Source organism: uncultured Cyclobacterium sp. (assembly GCF_963977555.1).
Classification (GTDB): domain Bacteria; phylum Bacteroidota; class Bacteroidia; order Cytophagales; family Cyclobacteriaceae; genus Cyclobacterium.
This window is the reverse complement of record NZ_CAXBPD010000004.1, coordinates 287,363-308,487: the sequence shown is the minus strand read 5'-3', so window position 1 is coordinate 308,487 and position 21,125 is coordinate 287,363. Positions and strand designations below refer to the sequence as shown.

The 21,125-nt window shown below is 38.1% G+C and carries 19 protein-coding genes and 1 pseudogene; 11 read left to right on the top strand and 9 right to left on the bottom strand.

Annotated features, from left to right (window positions below; genetic code table 11):
• The first annotated feature begins 199 nt into the window (after positions 1-199).
• The gene (locus tag AAC073_RS07025) at positions 200-937 is read left to right on the top strand and encodes a hypothetical protein (RefSeq protein ID WP_339923133.1); all 738 of its coding nucleotides are present in this window, start codon (positions 200-202) and stop codon (positions 935-937) included.
• A gap of 122 nt (positions 938-1,059) precedes the next feature.
• Here AAC073_RS07025 and AAC073_RS07020 read toward each other — a convergent pair whose 3' ends face one another.
• Positions 1,060-1,353 carry a hypothetical protein gene (locus AAC073_RS07020; protein WP_339923132.1) on the bottom strand — a complete coding sequence of 98 codons (294 nt, stop codon included), beginning with the start codon at positions 1,351-1,353 and terminating at the stop codon, positions 1,060-1,062.
• Between the two features lie 488 nt (positions 1,354-1,841).
• Here AAC073_RS07020 and AAC073_RS07015 point away from each other — a divergent pair, with 488 nt between their 5' ends.
• From AAC073_RS07015 to AAC073_RS07005, 3 genes are all read left to right on the top strand, one after another.
• Complete coding sequence (locus AAC073_RS07015; RefSeq protein WP_339923131.1) at positions 1,842-2,084, top strand: hypothetical protein; 243 nt, start codon at positions 1,842-1,844, stop codon at positions 2,082-2,084.
• Positions 2,066-2,380, top strand: a complete 315-nt coding sequence (locus tag AAC073_RS07010) for a type II toxin-antitoxin system RelE/ParE family toxin (protein ID WP_339923130.1) — start codon at positions 2,066-2,068, stop codon at positions 2,378-2,380. The genes AAC073_RS07015 and AAC073_RS07010 overlap by 19 nt, the downstream gene beginning before the upstream one ends.
• A 591-nt stretch (positions 2,381-2,971) precedes the next feature.
• A complete protein-coding gene (locus AAC073_RS07005; RefSeq protein ID WP_339923129.1) occupies positions 2,972-3,493 on the top strand; it encodes a hypothetical protein in 522 nt (173 codons plus the stop codon).
• Positions 3,494-3,785: 292 nt separating this feature from the next.
• On the opposite strand, the gene AAC073_RS07000 is transcribed toward AAC073_RS07005, so the two are convergent.
• The 3 genes and pseudogenes from AAC073_RS07000 to AAC073_RS06990 all read right to left on the bottom strand — a co-directional run.
• Positions 3,786-3,884, bottom strand: a complete 99-nt coding sequence (locus AAC073_RS07000; protein WP_339923188.1) for an ATP-binding protein — start codon at positions 3,882-3,884, stop codon at positions 3,786-3,788.
• 46 nt (positions 3,885-3,930) lie between these two features.
• Positions 3,931-4,062: a hypothetical protein gene (locus tag AAC073_RS06995; protein ID WP_339923187.1), complete on the bottom strand. Its 132-nt coding sequence runs from the start codon at positions 4,060-4,062 to the stop codon at positions 3,931-3,933.
• 59 nt (positions 4,063-4,121) lie between these two features.
• Positions 4,122-4,232, bottom strand: a pseudogene (locus AAC073_RS06990) (ATP-binding protein); the annotation flags it as partial.
• 359 nt (positions 4,233-4,591) lie between these two features.
• Between AAC073_RS06990 and AAC073_RS06985 the strand changes: the two are divergent.
• Both AAC073_RS06985 and AAC073_RS06980 read left to right on the top strand, forming a co-directional pair.
• On the top strand, positions 4,592-5,104 hold the full coding sequence (locus tag AAC073_RS06985) for a GNAT family N-acetyltransferase (protein ID WP_339923128.1): 513 nt from the start codon (positions 4,592-4,594) through the stop codon (positions 5,102-5,104).
• Positions 5,105-5,306: 202 nt separating this feature from the next.
• The gene (locus AAC073_RS06980; protein WP_339923127.1) at positions 5,307-5,690 is read left to right on the top strand and encodes a hypothetical protein; all 384 of its coding nucleotides are present in this window, start codon (positions 5,307-5,309) and stop codon (positions 5,688-5,690) included.
• 82 nt (positions 5,691-5,772) lie between these two features.
• Here AAC073_RS06980 and AAC073_RS06975 read toward each other — a convergent pair whose 3' ends face one another.
• Positions 5,773-6,867 carry an AI-2E family transporter gene (locus tag AAC073_RS06975; RefSeq protein WP_339923126.1) on the bottom strand — a complete coding sequence of 365 codons (1,095 nt, stop codon included), beginning with the start codon at positions 6,865-6,867 and terminating at the stop codon, positions 5,773-5,775.
• Between the two features lie 275 nt (positions 6,868-7,142).
• Here AAC073_RS06975 and rho point away from each other — a divergent pair, with 275 nt between their 5' ends.
• From rho to recQ, 3 genes are all read left to right on the top strand, one after another.
• On the top strand, positions 7,143-8,981 hold the full coding sequence (gene rho, locus AAC073_RS06970) for a transcription termination factor Rho (RefSeq protein WP_339923125.1): 1,839 nt from the start codon (positions 7,143-7,145) through the stop codon (positions 8,979-8,981).
• Between the two features lie 250 nt (positions 8,982-9,231).
• Complete coding sequence (locus AAC073_RS06965; protein ID WP_339923124.1) at positions 9,232-10,956, top strand: hypothetical protein; 1,725 nt, start codon at positions 9,232-9,234, stop codon at positions 10,954-10,956.
• Between the two features lie 335 nt (positions 10,957-11,291).
• Positions 11,292-13,415, top strand: a complete 2,124-nt coding sequence (recQ, locus tag AAC073_RS06960) for a DNA helicase RecQ (protein ID WP_339923123.1) — start codon at positions 11,292-11,294, stop codon at positions 13,413-13,415.
• Between the two features lie 604 nt (positions 13,416-14,019).
• Here recQ and AAC073_RS06955 read toward each other — a convergent pair.
• Together AAC073_RS06955 and AAC073_RS06950 are read right to left on the bottom strand one after the other, a co-directional pair.
• Positions 14,020-15,024 carry an acyl-ACP desaturase gene (locus AAC073_RS06955; RefSeq protein WP_339923122.1) on the bottom strand — a complete coding sequence of 335 codons (1,005 nt, stop codon included), beginning with the start codon at positions 15,022-15,024 and terminating at the stop codon, positions 14,020-14,022.
• A 208-nt stretch (positions 15,025-15,232) separates the two neighbouring features.
• Positions 15,233-16,129 carry an ATP-binding protein gene (locus tag AAC073_RS06950; RefSeq protein ID WP_339923121.1) on the bottom strand — a complete coding sequence of 299 codons (897 nt, stop codon included), beginning with the start codon at positions 16,127-16,129 and terminating at the stop codon, positions 15,233-15,235.
• A gap of 163 nt (positions 16,130-16,292) precedes the next feature.
• Between AAC073_RS06950 and AAC073_RS06945 the strand changes: the two genes are divergently transcribed.
• Positions 16,293-17,546 carry a dipeptidase gene (locus AAC073_RS06945; protein WP_339923120.1) on the top strand — a complete coding sequence of 418 codons (1,254 nt, stop codon included), beginning with the start codon at positions 16,293-16,295 and terminating at the stop codon, positions 17,544-17,546.
• Positions 17,547-17,839: 293 nt separating this feature from the next.
• Complete coding sequence (locus AAC073_RS06940; RefSeq protein ID WP_339923119.1) at positions 17,840-19,288, top strand: aldehyde dehydrogenase (NADP(+)); 1,449 nt, start codon at positions 17,840-17,842, stop codon at positions 19,286-19,288.
• Between the two features lie 134 nt (positions 19,289-19,422).
• On the opposite strand, the gene AAC073_RS06935 is transcribed toward AAC073_RS06940, so the two are convergent.
• Positions 19,423-19,737: a DUF721 domain-containing protein gene (locus tag AAC073_RS06935; protein ID WP_339923118.1), complete on the bottom strand. Its 315-nt coding sequence runs from the start codon at positions 19,735-19,737 to the stop codon at positions 19,423-19,425.
• A 23-nt stretch (positions 19,738-19,760) separates the two neighbouring features.
• A complete protein-coding gene (gene hemW / locus AAC073_RS06930) occupies positions 19,761-20,885 on the bottom strand; it encodes a radical SAM family heme chaperone HemW (protein WP_339923117.1) in 1,125 nt (374 codons plus the stop codon).
• Positions 20,886-21,125: the final 240 nt, after the last annotated feature.

Here is a 21,125-nt window from a genome sequence, read left to right as displayed (position 1 = left end):
AAGCATAGCGAAGTTCAGCAAGGGGACAAGAGAAGTCGGAGGAGCCCATAGTACCTATGATTGTAGTGTGAACAAAATTATAAATATCTGGAAAGGGGCGCTACTTTAGAGAAGCGAGTATAGAATCGATACTTTCAGTACTGGCTTAGTCCAATTCGGCTGAATTTATAGGTAGTTAATTCTAAATGTCGCTATTTGTTTGTTCAAATATGAAGAGAAAACAGATGTGATTCATTTAGACATTAAAAAAGTAGGCTATCAGACGCTACTCTACTACTGCATTAAAAAAGACATGAAACTAATTCTACTCTACATATTTCTGATTGGCCTAATAAGTTGCTCGACAAACAGTCAAGACAAGAAAGTGGTTGGCAAAAAACCAACAGAAGAATCTCAAATTGAAACGAAAACAGTTGGACAGACAAACAATTATCGTGAAATCGTAATCTCTGAAAATTCGCTTGACACATTTTCAATTCCTTTCCCTGAAAAGAATATGTTGATGCCTTTAAAAAGCTATTACGAGCCTTATTGGGTAGAAGCGAATATTGGCCAACAAGATGGGCCTGATTTTACCTATATTGATATTTTGAAGGACGATGATAATCCTATTGCTTATTTGAATTTTGCTCCTGACAATAAATTCAAACTTGAAGAAATCAGAATAGTAAGTTCAAGTGCAATTGACCAATACGGAGTTCGAGTGGGAGACACATATCAAGAAGTCAGGGAAAAGCGAAACAACGATTTTAAAAATTCAACAAATTACCATCAACACACATATTTATACCCTGACAGTTCAAACATTTTTTACGAATTGACAGGTGACTTTACAATGACTGAAGAAATGTTGGAAAATCTCAATGAACTTGGATTGACTGAAGAGCAACCTCAAAATTGTAAGGTAGATTACATAATTTGGAGGAAAAGAAAATAAAAACGCTACAAAATAACGAAGCATTCTGATGGCCGGATCAGCCTAGTCTGAATGCAGTGTGTGTGCCCAGCATGGGCATCTGGTATCGAAGATACCAAATTATTCCAGAGGGTGAAAGTCCCTTATGTGCGGGTATCAATGTCCCGAAGCATTAGCAAGTCGCAAGCTCGTATGTTGTAAAGCATGGAGTGAAGCCCTGAAGCCTCAGGGTATGCTAAAAGCGAAACTGCAAACCTTGGATTCAACGAACAGCGCCTGTCCCGATTATCGGGAAACTGGATACGGAGACCGGTAAGGTAGGAAGAGGTAGCACGACTTGTCCCGCCCATCGGGACCATACTGACGTCCAGAGGTTGGGTAACTAACAGGTGGCTTACTGGTGGATCCAGTGGATATTGGCGGAAGGAATATGCCATGTTCCCGTAAACACGAGATAGGATCTGGGGAGGTTTAGGAAGGCTTATTTACGGAACTCGGGAATCTGGATCAAAATGCAAAGCGAAACGCACAATAAGATCAACTTAGAGGCAGAATAGCGGTGTTTGGTTCAGGGACGAACCAATCCGTAGTAGTGTTGAAATTTCTGTAATAGAAATGGAGTGAAGGGATTGGCTTATACAGTAATCATCAGTTTTACAACTTGCAATAGGATTCCGGGACGGGCCTGAAACTGAATGAGGATAAATCCACCATAACAATTTCGGAACTGAATCCTACTAGAAATCAAATGGTACAATTGTAAAATGATTGTTTTGAACCTCTTTCGATCATAATATTTGAAAGAACTATTTAAAATTGGCAACACCATCTAAATAATACATAGAACCTGACTCATTGCCCGGCCGTAGTCATATATTATGAAAACCCGAGAAAATTTCCGACCTTAACTATCAAATAATTTATAATGGGAACAGTAGATAAAATACGTGCCGGACTTATTGATAAAATATTGAGGATCAATAACAAGGAATTTCTAGAAGCACTCGACACACTTGTCTCTTCTAGCTCGAACAATAGTGAAATAGTGGAACTGACCGCCGCGCAGAAAAAAATGCTTGAAATAAGCGAGACCGACATTAAAAACGGCCGATTGATATCTCAAGAAGCCATGGACAAACGCAATCTAGAATGGCTCGACACCCTGTAAGATGGACTAGGACAGCTGACATCCAATTCGCCGGAATCCTCGAATATTGGGTAAAAAGAAACAAATCGAACACCTATTCCAAAAAACTTATCAAGGATGTGGCTGCAAAAACGGCAGAAATTGCAGCAACGCCCTACATTTATAAAAAAGCGGACCATGCCGGCATAAGGGTTACATCGCTGGGCAATTACAGTATCTACTACAAAATAACCGGAGAAGAAATAATAGTCTCCGCCTTTTGGGACTATCGCCAAGATTCAAACAAGCTTCTAAGAAGCCTAAGAGACGAAAAATAACGAAGGACAATAACCAAGCATTCTGGCGGCCTGAAAAGCCTAGTCTGAATGCAATGTTCCCTTCGACCCTTCGACTCCGCTCAGGGACCACAGGCTCAGGGACCAGTTCTCGGCGTTGGGAATTAGGATTACTATCGGGAATGGTTTTCTTCATTTGTTTTCTTTGCGTTGGTAGAATAAAAATTTACTGATTTTGTTAAACCAGTTAGCTGCTAGCCCCAGTTTGTCGAAACATGCCAGTGTATGCTTTCTCCTATTTTGCAACAAGGACAATTCTGAATGAGAAAGATGCCGGGCTTCTCCACAATCCTATACACCTGTCCGATCTGTCTGTCGATATTGATCTGATGTGTAGCCTTAAAAGAAATGGTCGAGATGTCTAATGTGGTTTGATGAAGAGGGCGCTGATAATCTGCTTCTTCTTATTAACTTTACAGGTATTAATAAAGTAGGTTATCAGGGGCTACTCAACCCACGCATTATATGTCTAAAGGAAAATAGAGCTAGTATAGTTGTTGAATGAGGTCATTAAAAAAAAATAATTCTGAAAAAAATCTTATTAATAACAAAAATCGAATAAATTAAAAACGAATGAATAAGTTTAAATTAATTATAGTTCTTTCGATAGCAGTATTGTTTAGCTCTTGTTCTGTAGATGAAGACATTGAACCTATAGATCAAACTAAAAATGGATTTAACTATAAAGGCTCATTTTTTTCTGTAGATAAAGCTTTTATAAAAGACTTTAATATTATTGATAATGAACCTTCCAATATCGCTATAGTTTTGTCAAATGTAGACCCATCTAGAACGAATCCAAAATGGGGAGGTGTAAATTATTTTTATTTTGCATATGAAGCAACAAACGTAATAGAAGGAACCATAACACCTGTTCCCCAGTACTCGATACGTGAAAATGCAGATTTTGAGAATTTATCAATTCTTGCAGGAAATACAATTCTAAGATATAATGACCCGAGAGTTCGTAATATAGCCGTTTCTAGTTCTGTAAATATCAAATCTATATCGGTAGATGAAATAGATCTAGAATTTGAATTTATACGGCCAGATGGAGAAATTATAACAGGAAGTTACAAAGGTACATATGAATAAATGAAGAAATTTTGATTTGTCAATACAAAATAAACGAGGTAATAATACAGTATTCTGACTGCTGGAACATTCTAGTCTAAATGCTATATTCCCTTCGATCCTTCTACTCCATTCAGGGACCACAGGCTTAGGGACCAGTTCATGGCGTTGGGAACTTGGGTTACTATCGGGAATGATTTTTTTCATTTGTTTTCTTAGCCTTTGGCTATTTCGGTCTGACCAAGCCAATGATTTCGGTCAAACCGTGCCACTACGAAAGATCATTTAAAATAGGTAAATTTTTATTCATTTTTCAAGATTCCTTTCTTAAAGATTTTCCTTTTAGATCTATTCTGTGGGAGGAGTTCACAAGTCTGTCTAGGATTGCATCAGCAATGGTTCCTTCCCCAATAATATCATGTTGATACAGGTAATTGAGAAAATACTAGGGTTGATTTCTAGGTAAATCTGTCATCAATGATATCCAATATTATTTCCCTTGCCGTTGTATCAAAAGCTTGTACCCCAAAGCCATCGAGAATAAGTACATCTGTGTTTTGAAGTTCCTTTAGAGAGGTGCCGTCTACTATAAAGCGTTTGAGTTTTGAGAGTAGGTTTGAAGTGGTACTGTAAATTGTTTTGCATCTGATCAGGGATGCTTGGTGAGATAGCTTTTGCCCACTCCTGAAGGTCCGGTAATGATGATGTTTTCTTTTTTACGTAGAAAATCAAAGATTGCAAGTCTTTTGAATAAGTTTTTGTCAAGCTTGCTCCCATGACTTTAATCGATGTATTTATTTGCATGCAGGGTAATAAATAGCTGTCAATTAATTTGGATACCATGTTCTTTATGAATAGGTTAGGTAATAATAAGTGCTCATTTATCCTTTGACCCTTTAAAACTTTAAAAAATGGATCCGATTTTATCTCTTCATCGCAGGCATCAACGCTCCCCGAAAAGCTATTTGAGACGCAGAAGGTTTTTTGCTTCAATGGTCTTCAACTTGCCTGGTATGGTAAGGCCGAGAGTAAAAAGTTTGTTTCTTTTTTTTAAAGACGGTTTAAAACCAAAGGACATAAATACCAAGTAGAAGTAACCCAATTAATTTTTTAAAAGTATTGAAAGCGGAAGATTTTAAGCTAAAAAAACTCGACAAGGAAGGGCTAAACACTTTGGTGGATTGGGCGGCCACAGAAGGCTGGAATCCCGGTAAATATGATTTTGAGGTATTTTGGGAAACGGACCCCGATGGATATTATGGTTTCTTCTATGAGGATAAATTAATTGCTGGAGGAGCAATTATTTCCTATAATCAGGAATATGGAATTATGGGTTTGTTCATTGTTCGTCCTGATTTCCGAGAAAAAGGAATAGGTAAAAAACTTTGGTATTTAAGAAGAGATCTGCTTATAAAAAGACTCCATGATGGATCGCTTATCGGAATGGATGGGGTGGTGGCCATGCAGCCCTTTTATGAAAAAGGTGGCTTTGAAATTGCCTTTAGAGATGAAAGGTTGGTTGAAAAGTACAAAGCCCAATATGTCTTTGAATGCGCCAGAATGTACTGCGGTAAAAGTCAAAAACCGGACATGCAGGCTGTATATGGGATATCAACCTTTGAGCTGGGCTGAATTTTCACATCTGAAAAAAGGTATTGAACCATTGATTAACAGATGCTTATTTGTTTTCAATATGAAATTATTAATTTCCCTTTTGGAAAAGGAATTCTCATAAGTTGAAAATACTAATTTAATGCTCACCAAATATTTCATATTCAGTGTATCAATAACCTTTATATCATGGATAGTTGGAATGGTGATCAATGCTGTTTTGATGAAATCGAACCATTACCAAAAACTTTCCAAGCTTAATTTTATTGAGAATAAAGCGTTAAATAAAAATTTGGGGCTTCCTTATTTCAAGTGGATTGTAAAGAATACCCCTTTTAAATTTTTTAATCCCAATATGAGGCTTAAGGCAAAAGTTGAGTATATCGAGTTGGTGAAATTAAGAAAGGAAATGACATTTTCAGAAATAAGCCATTTGGGGGCATTTTTGTTTGTAGGAGGTTTTGCCTTGGTAAAGATTGTATATGGTCAGTACCTTTTTTCTTTTATTATTATGTTGGCAAATACATTCATGAATCTTTATCCCTCATTACTGCAACAGGAAAATAAGCGGAGGCTTGACCGACTAATGGAGTCGGGTAGGTTTTAATTCCTATTGCTAAATCCAAGGCTTGGATACAAAGACCGAGGTTAAGATTTTCTATGTGGTAATAAATTCCTTTTGTCTGCAGTTATTTTTTTAACCACTTGTTTTTGAGGTGTCTAATAAAAGACTGACCATTTTTTGGTTTAGGAAAATCATCACCTAGCAAATAGCCATAGGGTTGAAGTTTAGGGATGCTGTCAAAGGTGATTTTTAAAATTCCAACGAAGGGAATGAATAGCACCATTCCAGAAATTCCCCATACCGCTCCACCAACCAATACAGCCAATACAACAGCCAACACGTTTACTTTAACTTTGGCGCCAACAACCAAAGGCGTAATCAAATTATTTTCTATAAGCTGAATTCCCCAAAGAACGGCCAAAGTGAGTACAGGTGCCAAAAGGGTGTCAGAAGTAAGGAAAACGTAAAAGATCACAAGGAGGGAACTTATGGCCACCCCTATATAAGGGATTAAGTTTAGGATGCCTATAAATAAAGCGAAGAGCAAATAATATTTAATGCCGAAGAAATAAAAATACAAGCCAGAGAGTAGGGCAATAAATAAGGTGACTTTAACCATGCCGATCAAGTAAGCATGGATAACCCTTCCGGCATCAGCCACCCACTTTAAAATGGCTTCATTTCTTTCGGAAGATACTTTTAATAAGAAAGCCACAAAAAAATCTCTATAGTACAATAGGAGAAATATATACAAGGGAATGATTCCGATTAGGGTAATCGATTTGCCAGTATTGAAAATTGTTTGATTTAATGTCCCACTGTCAAGCCATTGGATAGATTGCCATTCTTCTTTATTGAAATAATTATTTATACCGAAAGTAGATTCTAATTCTGACCTATACCTATTTATTTTTTCGTGTAATAAGGTATTCATTTCAGGGATATCGCTAAGCAATGAAATCATTTGATTGGTAAGAATGTAAATAATTGCTGCGCCAATAATTGTGACAAATAGAATACTGATAGCAATTGCAAATGACCTGGGAAAGCGTTTGGATTCCAGCCATTTACTAATAGGGTACAATGCAAAGGCAAAGAAGACGCCCCAAACCAAAGGAACCAATATAAATGCCCCAATATTCATCAACCACAGTAATAGCGCAATGGAAACCAGAGTATAAGCTAAATACTGAACAGGATGGAGATTGTTTGTGGGCATAGCAATGCAAATGATTGGAGCAATAAAAATAAGGATTAGTAAAACCATAAACCAGCAAATCGTTTCTTAATACAGAGGTGCTTGGTTTTCACTATTTTAATAACTATTTCATAAAAATTTGCGTATTACTGGTGATTGATGTAATATTGTAGCATCGAAAAGCAGAAGATTGCCACCCTGGCAGTTTCAGAATTGTCTGTATACCTTTTTATACTTATCAAGATACATACCATTTTATCATTTACACAGTCTAGAATTACATTCACGCGTTTTTTATGTATAACATAGAAGAATTAAGAATCAGGCTACTGTCTGAATTAAAAGAGATAGCCGAGGAGTTGGGGGTAAAAAATTTTAAATCTTTGAAGAAAGAAGATTTGGTTTATGCCATTTTAGACCAACAAGCTATCACACCAGAGAAATCTCTACCGAGAAAGAAACCTTCAAAAGTCGAAGTGGAAGTGGAGGCGGATCAAGATATAAAAGAACCAGATACCGTTGCAAAAGAAAATGAAGCGGTAAGTGAAGAAAAGCCCAAATTTAAAAGGCAAAATGTCACCAAGATTCAGAATGAAAATAATGAAGAATCGGTAAAAGACAATCGACCTTCAAAGGCAATAAAGCCTAAAGAAAGGCCCGGAAAATCTGAAGAAAAATCCACTAAACAGGATGAAAGGCACTCTAAATCAGATGAGAGATCTGCCAAAGCAGATGTGAAAAAAGGGGAGGGTGTTGATAAAACAACCAGAGAGAAATCTAGCAATAAAAAGCCTAACGCCCCCTCCAAAGAAGAGGATGGTAAAGGAAGAAGTTTTAGACCACGGAGAAGAGCTGTAGTAGATGTAGAAGAATCTAAGACAAATCAGGAGGTTGTAACTCCTCCCAGCAATGAGCCGGAGTTTCAGAAGAGGAAACCAGTAAAAGAGGTGAACGAAGAGCAACCCGCTCAAGAGAAACCTTATTCGCCTAAAAGAAAACCTTCAGTAACGATCAAAGATTTTGATGGAATTATTGAAAACTCAGGTGTTCTTGAAATCATGTCTGACGGATATGGCTTTTTACGCTCATTAGATTATAATTACCTAGCTTCTCCTGATGATATTTATGTATCACCCTCGCAGATAAAACTTTTTGGCCTTAAAACAGGTGACAGTATACAGGGGCAAATCAGACCTCCCAAAGAAGGCGAGAAATACTTCGCTTTATTAAAAGTAGGTACTGTTAATGGAAAGACTACAGACGAAATAAGAGATAGAATACCTTTTGAATACCTCACGCCTTTGTTCCCAGAGGAGCGCCTGAGACTTACTACTACGAAGGATAACTTGTCCACACGTATAGTTGATCTTTTTGCGCCAATTGGAAAAGGGCAGAGAGGGATGATCGTGGCCCAGCCTAAGACTGGTAAAACGGTGCTTTTACAAAGAATTGCAAATGCAATTGCTGAAAATCACCCTGAAGTTCACTTGATGATCCTCTTGATCGATGAAAGACCAGAAGAGGTGACAGACATGGCACGTTCAGTTAAAGCAGAGGTGATCTCTTCTACTTTTGATGAACAAGCTGAAAGACATGTTAAAGTAGCCGCACTTGTATTAGAGAAAGCCAAGAGAATGGTAGAATGTGGTCATGATGTAGTCATTTTACTTGACTCCATTACCCGACTGGCCAGAGCACATAATACAGTAGTGCCTTCTTCAGGAAAAATCTTGTCCGGTGGTGTAGATGCCAACGCACTCCATAAACCAAAGCGCTTCTTTGGAGCTGCAAGGAATGTTGAGAATGGTGGTTCATTAACTATCATTGCTACAGCTCTTGTAGAAACAGGTTCTAAAATGGATGAGGTTATATTTGAGGAATTTAAAGGTACTGGTAATATGGAACTCTCTCTTGATAGGAAGCTTTCTAACAGGAGAATTTATCCAGCCATAGACGTTCCAGGTTCAGGTACAAGAAGAGAAGATCTTTTGATGGACAAAGAGGAAATGCAACGAGTATGGATACTACGAAAAATCATGTCCGACATGACTTCTCAAGAAGCCATGGAGTTCCTTCTTCAACGAATGAAAGGTACAAAAGACAACGCTGAGTTCTTGATTAGCATGAACAGTTAGAATCTGGTTAACCGCCATTTTTTACAAAAGCAAATAAGCAATATTAACAATTGTTGAAAAACCCGTTTTATACGGGTTTTTTGCTTTTCAAACCATGTAAAAGTATTTTTGAATACAAATTTTAGCTTTTCCTGAAAAATTCACCTGCGCTTTTCTCCTATTTAACCCCTAAAATACTGCGTTAATCGAAAAAGCCCCTATAGCACAGGCTTAGCGAGTACTTTTATACTGTTAATTAAAACAAACAGCTATGAAAGCCATTTTTAATTCTTCTCGGTTTCTTAATATTTTTTTAGTCTTAATATTAATGACGGCCTTCGGGTTTGTTACTGAACCTGTCTTCTCTCAAGATTTCACGAGTGTAGAAAACGGAGAATGGAAAAAGGACAATACCTGGGAAAGTACTACTAGCTGTTCACAATGGAGCAATACTAGTTATGGCCAGCCACCTGCATCTAAAAGCTGGGGTTGCCCGATCACGGTGACTATCAATCATGAGGTTACTTTTAAAGGAAATGTATCTGAATTTGGTAGTGGCGTTTTTACAAGTCTTGTAATTGGCCCCAATGGAAAATTAATCTTCGAAGACGATATTACGATCAATGGTGGCGGTTCAGTTCCTACTATTACTTTGGCTGAGGGTGCAGAGTTGGTAGTAAATGGGAAATTCGATATTGATAGAAAAGTAACAATTGTAATTCCTGACAATGCAAAATTGACCATTCAAAATTTCGAAATAGGAGACAATAGTCCTGTTATTACGGTAGAAGAAGGTGGCATGTTGGTAGTTAATGAAGAGACCAACATGGCAAGCAAAAGCACTTTAAATGTTTACGGGGACTTTCATACGGCTGAATTGAATTACTCTTCAGGAGGAACAATCAATATAGGATCAGCCACTGAGGCAGGTTCAGTTTCTGTTGCTAGTGATATGGTTATTGGAAATGGCTCTCTGAATATGTTCAATAGCAGTACCATCTTGGTAGAAGGAACTTCTTCCACTGGAAACAGTGGATCAATCAATTTGAATGATCAAGCAAATGTTCGTTTTATTGGGGATGTGGACATGGGACGTGGTGGGTCAATGACGATGAATGATAACGCTATGTTTTCTTTTGAATCCAATTATACCACTAGTGGAGGGGCGAAAATAAACTTGAATGACAGTGCCAAAGGAACAGTTCACGGTAATATTACCATGACCAATGGGAAAATAACCTTGAGTGATAATAGTGAAATTATGGTAGGAGGCACACTCAATGCCAGTGGTGGTGCCAAGGTAATAGGAAAGAATGACGGAGCTGTTTATGTCTGCGATTACACTAACTCAACTAAAGAAGATTCCTCCTACATAAATTTGAGCGGAGGTTCTTTTTATGGCCGTGGATGTTTTGCCTTACCAGTGGTTTGGAAATCTTTTGATGTGAAGATCACCAATGATAGGGTTTCTCAGTTGGTTTGGGAAACAGCCTCTGAAGATGGTAACAGTCATTTTGAAGTAGAGCGTTCTATTGGAGGCATAGCCAACTTTGAAAAAATCGCCGAAATCAATGCCTCCGGATGGACCAATACGGTTAGTAAATATTCTTTTGAAGACAAGCAGTTGATAGAATTGACAGGGATGATTTATTATAGAATCAGGCAAGTAGATTTCGATGGAAACCAAATGGTAAGTGATGTAGTTTCCATCAAGGCTTCAAATACAACTTTTACTCCGGATGCTGTTCAATGGACAGCCTATCCAAACCCTACAGATGGTTCATCTTTAAATATCAAATTATCATCAGGAAATGCATCTGGTGCTGTTTATGTTAGGTTATTACAAGCTTCATCAGTAGTTGATTATGAAGGTGAAGTGGGAATTGCGCTTGACCAATGGTTGCAGTCAGTAGTGAAAAACGCCAGTAGGGGAGTAGGCGTTTTAGAAATTATCTACCAAGGAAAGGCACATAGAATCAAAATAATGAAAATTTAGTTTATCACCCATTTTTTGGATGATTGCATTTATTTATTTTAAATGTTAGAAGCTTTCCATGTCGGAAGGCTTCTTTTCTATTTTTTAAATTGTATTACTATTGAATTTCTTAGGCTTGAATTTATTGCTCGTACTGTTATAATTAGTTGATGTGGGTAATGACTTGGCTAAGCGGCTAATCCTTAACGTTTATTTTAGCTAGGTAGCGCTTGCTAGATTGCAATTAAGGTAATTTGGCTTACTTGCTAGAGGCAATGCTTTGTTTGGAAGTTGAAAAGGACATCTAATTGTATTAAATTTAGGCTTCTCTTTACTATCCCCATTAATTACCAGGAATGCAACCAATAGAAGTATTAAAGAAGTTTTATGGCTACGATTCTTTTAGAGGACAGCAGGAATCGATTATAAGTCAAGTACTTAAAAAGAAAGATTGCATTGCTTTGATGCCTACAGGGGCAGGTAAATCAGTTTGTTATCAGGTACCTGCGATGGTTTTGCCTGGTCTTACACTGGTTATTTCTCCTTTAATCGCATTGATGAAAGACCAGGTGGATGCGATGAATGAAATTGGTATTCCTGCAGCTTTTTTGAATTCAACCATGGATATCTCTGAGCAAAGACATGTCTCCGATCAGGCCATGAATGGGAAATTAAAATTGTTATATGTAGCTCCAGAACGACTTTTTTCAGGAAATCATCCCTTGGTAAATGCGCTTAAAGAAATGAATTTATCCTTAGTGGCTGTAGACGAAGCGCATTGTGTATCTCAATGGGGCCATGACTTTAGACCAGAATATTTGAAGTTAGGTGCATTAAGAAAATCTTTTTCAGATACACCCTTTCTGGCATTAACAGCTACGGCTGACAACCAAACGCGAAAGGACATAGCTGCCAGACTAGGTTTAAAAAAACCAGAATGGTTTATCTCTTCTTTTGATCGACCTAATATTACTTATAGGGTTGCCTTAAGGTCTGATGCATTTGTTAAGTTGGTTGATTTCCTGCATTTGAGATCCAAGGATTCAGGAATCGTTTATTGCCTATCCAGAAAGTCGGTAGAGGCTACCGCTTCTAAATTAAATGCAAATGGATTTTCGGCTTTGCCTTATCATGCAGGCCTAAGCAAAGAAACCAGACAGGAAAATCAGGAGAAGTTTATAAAAGATGAAGTGAAAATTATAGTAGCCACCATTGCTTTTGGAATGGGGATAGACAAGTCCAATGTTCGGTTTGTAGTGCATACCAATATGCCTCAAAACATTGAGAGTTACTATCAGGAAACTGGAAGAGCAGGAAGAGATGGATTGCCTGGAGAGGCATTGTTATTTTATAGTCTGGGGGACAGTATCACCTTAAAAAGGATGATAGAAAGTGCTGATAATGAAGATTATGTAAAGCACATGAAAGCCAAGATGAATACGATGGTTCAATTTTGTCAAACGAAATCATGTAGAAGGCGATACTTGCTCAATTATTTTGGAGAGCAGTATTCTCAGGACTGTGGGAATTGTGATGTTTGCTTTCATAAAAACAATAAGTCAGACATGACTGTTTTTTCCCAAATGCTCCTTTCAGCAGTAGTTCGGTTGGGACAGCAATTTGGCTTAGGCCATGTTATTTTAGTTTTAAGAGGGTCCCAGGCAGCGAAAGTAACCGAAAGCCAAAAACAATTGTCAGTATATGGAATAGGTAAAGATAGAACTGATGACTTTTGGAAAAGGCTAGGCTTTCAGCTTATATCCGAAGGATACCTCACTCAGGAGGATCCAAAAATGCCAATATTGAAATTGAGTGAATCGGGCTGGGAGAAATTGAAACGCAAAGAGAAATTTCTTTTGGCCATGGAAGAAGAGGTGTTCAAGCGGGCGGAAACAACTACAGAAAAGGATGAAGCCCTTTTCGACAAGCTTAGGGCGATTCGTAAAAGGCTTGCAGATAAGCAGAATGTTCCCCCATATATTGTTTTTTCTGATGCTACTCTTGTGGAAATGAGCCAGCGTTATCCCCAAAGTGACAATGAATTAATTCGAATTGGTGGAATTGGTCAACTTAAGTTAGAACGATATGGGGAGGACTTTTTAAAGGAGATAAAAAGCCATGTGAAAGAAAATAATATTGTCCCCACAAAAAGTTCAGGAACTCTCATCGTTAGGAAAATCAAAACTGCTCCTTCTGCTTCAGTCCTTCAGACTTTTGAACTTTATCAAGAAGGTAAGTCTGTTTTTCAAATCGCTCAGGCCAGAAGTCTTGCCAATACCACTATCGAAGGGCATATGGTGCAACTTATTGAGGAGAATAAAATTGATAAGAATACCATATTAGATAAGGAAAATACCCAAATCATTTTAGATTATTCCAATAAACTTGCAAGTTATGGGCTCAAAAATTTAAAAGATCATTTCGGTGATAAGTATACCTATTTTCAATTGAAGGTAGCTTTAGCAGGGAAGAAAAAGTAAATCAATCGGTTTGACTGCTGTCAAGGAGGTAATTGTCTATTACTTTTATGCTTTAGTTGATTTTAATCCTCAAGGATTAGAGTGATGGGCTCAATAGATTATCTCAGGAATACCATATATATTACCCAATCTATTTCATTTCAGAAAGGAGTCTTATTATCCAAAGTTCGAAACCACCGGTGACCCGGAACCAAAACCCTGATTTGAGATCGCTTATTTTTTGGGATTAAGACCATAATGTCAAAGAGGAAGCTTTCGCTTCAATTAGCTTTTTTAATGGTGATGTGGTAGGAGAACATGTACTGGTTATAGGAGTGATTGCTAGGGATGGTTGCTTTGGTTATCAGGAAAAATGAGATACTGTTACTCCCTAAAAAGTAAGCCTAATCGGTGAATTTAATTCCATCTATGGGTTGATTCACAACTGATTAGGCGAAAATCAATATTGCTTCATGATGCATAAATGCAAAAAAAATACCCCAATAGGGGTATTTTTTGAAGAAGGCTTATTTAGTACATTTGTCATGGGTGATTAAGCAACTTTTTAAGCTTTTATTTTACTTAATATTTTAAAAGGGCATTTTTATATATTTTTTTAGCCCTTTTATTTTTTTATCCATGCCAAACTAATTTCATCAGGTGTTTTCATTCGATCTGCCAATCTCATGTACCTGGAAGACAATCCAGAAAGATATTCTTGTGCTTTCGTAGCCGCTTCATTCAAACCTGTAACAGTTTCTATTTCCCATAGTTTTACCAGGTGATCAATTATACGGGCATAATCCCAGCCAGTATAGATACCTACTTTTTGGGTAATTGCTGAAAACTGGTCGAATATACTTGGGTTTTTGTTTCCCTTGGCCATTAATACAGCAGGCATTACGATTTGTTTGCGCATCATTTTCTCAAATGCAAGAACTGCCCCACTGGGGTCAATTTTAATGATTTCTGACATAAAACTTTTATAAGCTTTTTCATGTCTTGCTTCATCTCCAGCTATTTGCTTACAGATCTTTCCTAGTACCTGATCCCCAGCCTTGTCGGCTAGTTTTCCAGTATTCATATGAGAGATTTTGGTTGCTCTTTCTTGAAAGGAGGTATAGACAATTGCCTGGTAAGGGTCTTTTTCAGACCTTGGATCAAAACCATTGTAAATTAACCTGTGAATGGTTTGCTCTACTTCTCTCATATCGGCCCTTCCTGACAAGTACAAATACTTGTTTAGCAGGTCCCCATGACGATTCTCCTCCGCTGTCCATGCCTTGGTCCATTGTACCCAACCTTGATCACTGATAAGGGATCCATCTTCATTTACCCCTTCGAGCATATTGAAATAGGTTTGATAGCTAGGCAATGCTTCTTCTGTGATCATGTTACCTATCAGTGAAGTAATGATGGTATCAGGGATTACACTAGCTCTCTCCCGTAATTCTTTCACCTGATCCAATGCATCAGGTTGTGTCATGTCAGGAAGAAAATCAGTTGGTTGCCAACAATCATCTGGATCCATAAGGGTTGTCCCTACGGTTTCTGTCACAAAGTCACTCAGCTGACTGATAACTTCGGCGTTCTTTTCAAGTTCGTAATTAATATTTTCTGACTTCTTCATAAATTAGGCTTTCACATTATGATGCCAATTAGTTGGTATTATCCAAAATATTAACACCAAGCTACAATTTAACTAACAATACTGTCAAATTAGAACCATTTCATGGGTTTAAATTTGACGTATTATTTAATAATATAACGAATGCATTTATTATACAACGAATGCACCGTAAAATTCATTCAATTTCACAAAAACTATTGCGCTACCCTTAGTAGGAGAGCTTATAGGCAACAACTTTATCCTTAAAGAAGGTCGGGACTATCACCAATTTCTCCGCAGGAATATAACCGATGTCTGCCGTATTTGATTCCTCAGCAGTGGTGTCCAGTAGTTTTACTGCTTCACCATTTTGAATAAGGAAAATTTCCCCTCCCCACTTACTGGCGATAAAGGTATCCTCATTAATTACAATTAAGCCATCCCCTCCAGTAACCGTATCGTTGATGATCTCAAAACTACCATCACTATTGTACTTCTTGAAACCATCCGCATCAAGACCATATAGGGTGTTTCCGTTTCCTATACGTAAACCATTGATATTAGGCTGGTTTTCTGCAAAGGTTTTAATCTCTTCATTTTCCAAGTATAAGATCTTATTGGCTTTCATGTCTGTGAAATAGACCTTTTCACCGTCAGTATCCGCATCATTCAAAAACACGGCATCCTCTACGGTATAGGCTTTGTTGATCTTGCCGGTAGCCAATTCTATCTCTAATAACCTGTCTACATCAGTGACGTAAAGGAAATCACCCATCACAGTCATGCCTTTAGGTGCATTCAATCCACTGACCCAATTTCTTTCAACTATCTCTCCTTTGGAGTTTAACTTTGAAATCGAGCCAACGCCGTCTTTTTCGGAGGGACCACCCTCTATATTGGCTACATAAATCATGTCGTCACTTTCTTCATAATGCGCAGACTCATTAGTTGTCAACTCTGCTGGAGTTTCCCATACCATTTCTAATGATGCAGTAACTACCTGGTCAGTCTCTTCCTCAAGGGTATTCTCTTCTGTTGAAGTATCTGAATTGTTTGACCCGCAACTCCAAAGTACAAATACACTTAATATAAAACTATTGAATACAAATTTGTTAGAAGTTTTCATTGCTGTGGTTTTTGGTTGAACATCAAATTTCGATAATTTTTTGGTGAAAACTTAATGTTCATTAAAAAATGAATGTTTTTGTGCTTAGTTATAATGTCATAGATCCTTATCTTTAGTGATACTTGATCCGTAATGCTGGCAATAACTCTTTAAAATATAATAAATGAAAAGTTTAAAAACCCTTGTATGCTCCCTAATCGCTGTAATATTGCTCTCTTGTTCATCTTCAACTACCAATAACCAGGATTATCAAAACTTATCCGAAGCGGAAATGTTTGAATTAGCCCAACAAATTGCCCAAAGCACGATTATTGTTGATGGACATGTAGACTTGCCTTACCGAATGTGGGTGGATGAATCTACCCATCAACAAGAAATTTTAAATGTGGCAGAACGCACCGAAGGAGGAGATTATGATTACCCAAGGTCCAAAGAAGGAGGTTTAGACGCTCCTTTCATGTCCATCTACATTCCCTCCAGGTATCAGGAAACAGGCGGCGCCAAGATGCTTGCGGACTCACTTATACAGATGACCAAAAGTATTGCGACAACCTGGCCAGAAAAATTTGCGATGGCTTACAGTCCGCAGGATATCCAAAATAATTTTGAAAATGGGAAAATCTCCCTTCCGTTAGGTATGGAAAATGGAGCGCCAATTGAAGGAGACATTGAGAATTTGGGGTATTTTTATGATCAGGGAATTAGGTACATCACGCTTACCCATGGCAAAGATAATCTTATAGGTGATTCCTCTTATGACACAACCTATATACATGGTGGCTTAAGTGAGTTTGGCGTTTTGGTAATTAAGGAAATGAATCGTCTGGGAATAATGGTAGACATCTCCCATGTTTCTGATGCCACCTTTTACGATGTTATGGAGATAAGTAAAGTGCCTGTGATCGCCTCTCATTCATCGGCACGTCATTTTACACCTGGTTTTGAGCGGAATATGGACGACGAAATGATTAAAAAGTTGGGGGACAAGGGTGGCGTAATTATGATAAATTTTGGTGGTAATTTTATAGATCAGTCTTTTGATGAGAAAAACAAAAATGTCAATGAGCACATTGTGAATTGGTTAGCGGAAAATGATTTTAAAAGAAGTGACCGGGAAGCAAAAGCGTATATTGAAAAATATGTTGAAGAAAATAATCCCTTTCCATCTGTGGAAAAGGTAGCGGATCATATAGATCATGTTCGTGATCTGGCGGGAATAGATCATATCGGTTTGGGCTCGGATTTTGATGGCGTAGGTGATACCCTACCAACTGGCCTTAAAGATGTGTCGATGTACCCTAATCTTATTGCAGAATTGCTTAAAAGGGGTTACAGTAAAGAAGATATTGAGAAAATTTGTTACCAAAACATTTTCAGGGTTTGGAATAAAGTAATCGCATTTTCAGAAGCAACATAAATGCGGAACTAGTTTTATAGCAACTTGTTATAAGTGATTATGGCGATTATTTATATGTTCAGCTTAATAGCTCAATAGGCTAAAGGACCTTTAATATAAAGGAGAAGAAGGGTTCGACTTGAATAAGTTGTATGTGCCATGAATAACTATTAACTTCACTTATAATAAAATTAGGCAATGCCAGGATATCATTTGCATAGCCAATTGGGATTCAATTTCCTTTGGGAAAGTGATATAAAATGGATTGTCTTTCGCATGTTCTGGGTTAAAAAGAGTAAAAGATAAAAATCAATATGAGTCAAATAGCAAATAGTTTTCAAGAAGCACAGAAAGCCTTTTTAATATTAAAGCAACAAGGAAGTCAGAAGAGAGTGGCATTTTTGAAAGAAATAGCCAGCCAAATCGAACTTCTACGCGAAGACTTAATTCCTGTAGCAGCCAGAGAATCACATTTACCTGTAGGCCGTATAACCGGAGAATTAGGCAGGACGCTGGGGCAAATTATGCTTTTCGCTAATTTAGTAGAAGAGGGAAGCTGGGTGGATGCTACAATAGACCATGCAGATTCGGATAGAAAACCCGCTCCAAAACCGGATATCCGCAATATGTTAAGGCCATTAGGCCCTGTAGTGGTATTTGGTGCCAGCAATTTTCCATTGGCATTCTCTACGGCTGGTGGGGATACGGTTTCCGCTTTGGCTTCAGGATGCCCTGTATTGTACAAAGCCCACCCTGCACATCCTGAAACCTCAAGAATGGTTGCCAATGCAATAAAAGCGGCAGTTACCGTGTGCGGTATGCCCGAGGGTACTTTTCATCACATAGAAGGAGGAATAGATACGGGACAGGAATTGGCCGCTCATCCTTTAGCCAAAGCAGTGGCTTTCACTGGATCCTTTAAAGGAGGTAAAGCATTGTTTGATGCATGTAATAAAAGAGAAACACCTATACCAGTTTATGCTGAGATGGGTAGCGTCAATCCAATCTTTGCAATGGAAGCTTATTTGAATGAGAACTTAGTCGCTGCTGCCAATGCTTATGCAGGGTCTTTGGTACTAGGAGTTGGGCAATTTTGTACCAATCCTGGGTTAGTCTTTGTGCCAAAAGCACATGAAAAAGCCTTTGGAAACCAAGTTGTTAGTCAGCTTAAAGAAGTCTCTGGGGCGCCAATGCTTCATGAAGGAATTTGCAATACCTACCACCAAGCATTGAAAAAGCTTGCCGCATCAGACAAGCTTGACTGGCTTTTGACTACAGAAGCTTCCGAAATGCTTGCAGGAAATCCTTCCTTGGCCAAAATAAAAGCCAGTGATTGGCTTAGTGATGAAGCATTTCAAGAAGAAGTATTTGGACCTTTCGCTATAATGGTTGTATATGAATCTATAGAAGAGCTTGAAAAAGTGGCCGTTAAATTAAAAGGCCAACTTACCTGTACGGTATGGGGAGAACCTGCTGAATTATCAGCCAATAAGGATTTTCTAAATTTGGTAGAAGAGAAATGTGGTCGATTGCTTTTCAGTGGTGTACCCACTGGAGTGGAAGTAGGACATGCCATGCAACATGGAGGTCCTTTCCCATCTACCACTGACAGTAGAAGTACTTCAGTTGGGAGTTTTGCAATCTATCGTTTTGTGAGGCCGGTAGCTTTTCAAGACATGCCAGAAGAATTATTGCCAGCGGAACTTATGGAAAAAAACCCATTGGGGATTTTAAGGAAGGTTGACGGCGTATTTGTCAGATAAAAAAGTGCCACGTCAAATAGTGAAAAGCTGGTTTAAAAGGGAAAAGTACTCTTTAAATCAGCTTTTTTTTATAGCTAAAAAAAGGCCACAGGCCTTGAGGTAAGCTATGTGTTAAGGATTTAGATAGCCTCTATTTATAAAATTACAATGTCGTTGATAACCCCTTTACCGTATTTATCAGCAATGAGCGTAAGCACCTTCGATTTATTCATCATGATCTCCTTCTTCAAAGGACCAGAGGTGATTTTTACATAAAGGATTTTTTGTTTCACTGAGAGACTTTGGGTGCGAGAGGCAACAGTATTACCCATCAGTTGGCCCCATTCCTGAATGACGGTTTTTTCTGAAAATTTATCCTTGAGTCGGTAAGCTTCCAATAGCTCCTCAAACACTTCCTTTAGCGGAGAAGTGTGCTTGTTTCTGGATGGCTCAAATGAATATTTTTTCATGAAATAAAGATACGGCTAATCGCTTAAATAAATAATTTTGATGCAATGTAATCTGCTAGAAGTTTCCCTTTGTCACTTAATTTTATAAATCCATTCTCGATTTGAATCACCGCTTGATCTTCCAAGGATTTTATCCTTTCTACTTGTTGAAGCAACAGGTCATAGCCGTATTTTTTCTTTAACCACCCCGTGTCTACTCCCCATATTGTACGCAGAGAAGTAAGGATATATTCATTGATTCTGTCTTCTTCCGATAGGTAATCCTCCTGGAAAGCCTGTTTTCCTGAGTTGAGTAGTTTTATGTATTTGCCATTATTACTCAGGTTATGTCCCCGATGCAGTCCATCATAAGAATGAGCGCCTGGGCCAACCCCAAGGTAGGGGATGCCTTTCCAATAATTGCTATTGTGCATGGAGAAAGCACCCTCTTTTGCAAAATTGGATATTTCATACTGTATGTAGCCAGCCTCTTTGAGGTATTGCTGCAGAATTTCAAATTGCTCTGCCTGAAATTCCTCAGACGACTCTTTAAATTTGCCCTTCTTTTCCCATGCACCTAACACCGTTTTAGGTTCCACTGTAAGGCAGTAACTGCTAATATGTTCAGGGTTTTGTTTCAGAGTAGCTTCCAAGTCCTTTATCCACAAACCATGGTCATCATGAGGGAATCCATATATAAGGTCCATGGACAAGGTCTTAAAGCCTGCACTTCTGGCTTTATTTATGACATTGAGAGATTCTTCGGCATTGTGCGACCGGTTATAAAACTGCAATACGGAATCATGAAAACTCTGGATGCCTATACTTAGCCGGTCTATTCCCATATTTAAAAGTTCGGATAATTTCTTGTCGCCCAGGTCATCAGGATTGGCCTCAAGTGTTACTTCCTTAAGTTGGCAATCAAAATTGTCTTGAATCGTCTGCCAGATTTTCTGGAGCTGGTTGACGGGTAAGATGGAGGGCGTGCCCCCCCCGAAATAAATGGTCTCAATGGGGTCTCCCTTTGCTAAATAATCTTTTCTATTTACCAATTCCAGACAAATCATTTCCACCATTTCATTAAGGTTCAATCTGTTGGTGCTAAAATGAAAATCACAATAGCGGCAGGCTTGAAGGCAATATGGAACATGTATGTAAATACCCGACATAAAATGGTTTTAGAGATTGTGTAAATGACCCAATAGCTGCGCCGGATTAATATATTGATAAAGAATATGACGATGACCTTTCTGATTTTCTTGAAAGCGAAGCAAATTCGTAATCAATTTATACTGGCTTTTTCGAGTTATTGCTCATTCTGGTTGTTCTGGGATGATTCGGATTACTCTTTTTGCAAAGTTAAAGATAATTGGGTTTAGGTTTTAGTTTTTGGTGATAATTGCCTTAAT

Bases quoted from the DNA above. Each gene is read 5' to 3' on its own strand.
- hemW (WP_339923117.1), bottom strand. From the start codon at position 20,885: ATGTCGGGTATTTACATACATGTTCCATATTGCCTTCAAGCCTGCCGC.
- AAC073_RS06975 (WP_339923126.1), bottom strand. From the start codon at position 6,867: ATGCCCACAAACAATCTCCATCCTGTTCAGTATTTAGCTTATACTCTG.
- AAC073_RS06950 (WP_339923121.1), bottom strand. From the start codon at position 16,129: ATGAAAACTTCTAACAAATTTGTATTCAATAGTTTTATATTAAGTGTA.
- AAC073_RS06935 (WP_339923118.1), bottom strand. From the start codon at position 19,737: ATGAAAAAATATTCATTTGAGCCATCCAGAAACAAGCACACTTCTCCG.
- AAC073_RS06965 (WP_339923124.1), top strand. From the start codon at position 9,232: ATGAAAGCCATTTTTAATTCTTCTCGGTTTCTTAATATTTTTTTAGTC.
- AAC073_RS07015 (WP_339923131.1), top strand. From the start codon at position 1,842: ATGGGAACAGTAGATAAAATACGTGCCGGACTTATTGATAAAATATTG.
- AAC073_RS07010 (WP_339923130.1), top strand. From the start codon at position 2,066: ATGGCTCGACACCCTGTAAGATGGACTAGGACAGCTGACATCCAATTC.
- AAC073_RS07020 (WP_339923132.1), bottom strand. From the start codon at position 1,353: ATGGCATATTCCTTCCGCCAATATCCACTGGATCCACCAGTAAGCCAC.
- AAC073_RS06955 (WP_339923122.1), bottom strand. From the start codon at position 15,024: ATGAAGAAGTCAGAAAATATTAATTACGAACTTGAAAAGAACGCCGAA.
- AAC073_RS06945 (WP_339923120.1), top strand. From the start codon at position 16,293: ATGAAAAGTTTAAAAACCCTTGTATGCTCCCTAATCGCTGTAATATTG.
- recQ (WP_339923123.1), top strand. From the start codon at position 11,292: ATGCAACCAATAGAAGTATTAAAGAAGTTTTATGGCTACGATTCTTTT.
- rho (WP_339923125.1), top strand. From the start codon at position 7,143: ATGTATAACATAGAAGAATTAAGAATCAGGCTACTGTCTGAATTAAAA.
- AAC073_RS06940 (WP_339923119.1), top strand. From the start codon at position 17,840: ATGAGTCAAATAGCAAATAGTTTTCAAGAAGCACAGAAAGCCTTTTTA.
- AAC073_RS06980 (WP_339923127.1), top strand. From the start codon at position 5,307: ATGAAATCGAACCATTACCAAAAACTTTCCAAGCTTAATTTTATTGAG.
- AAC073_RS07005 (WP_339923129.1), top strand. From the start codon at position 2,972: ATGAATAAGTTTAAATTAATTATAGTTCTTTCGATAGCAGTATTGTTT.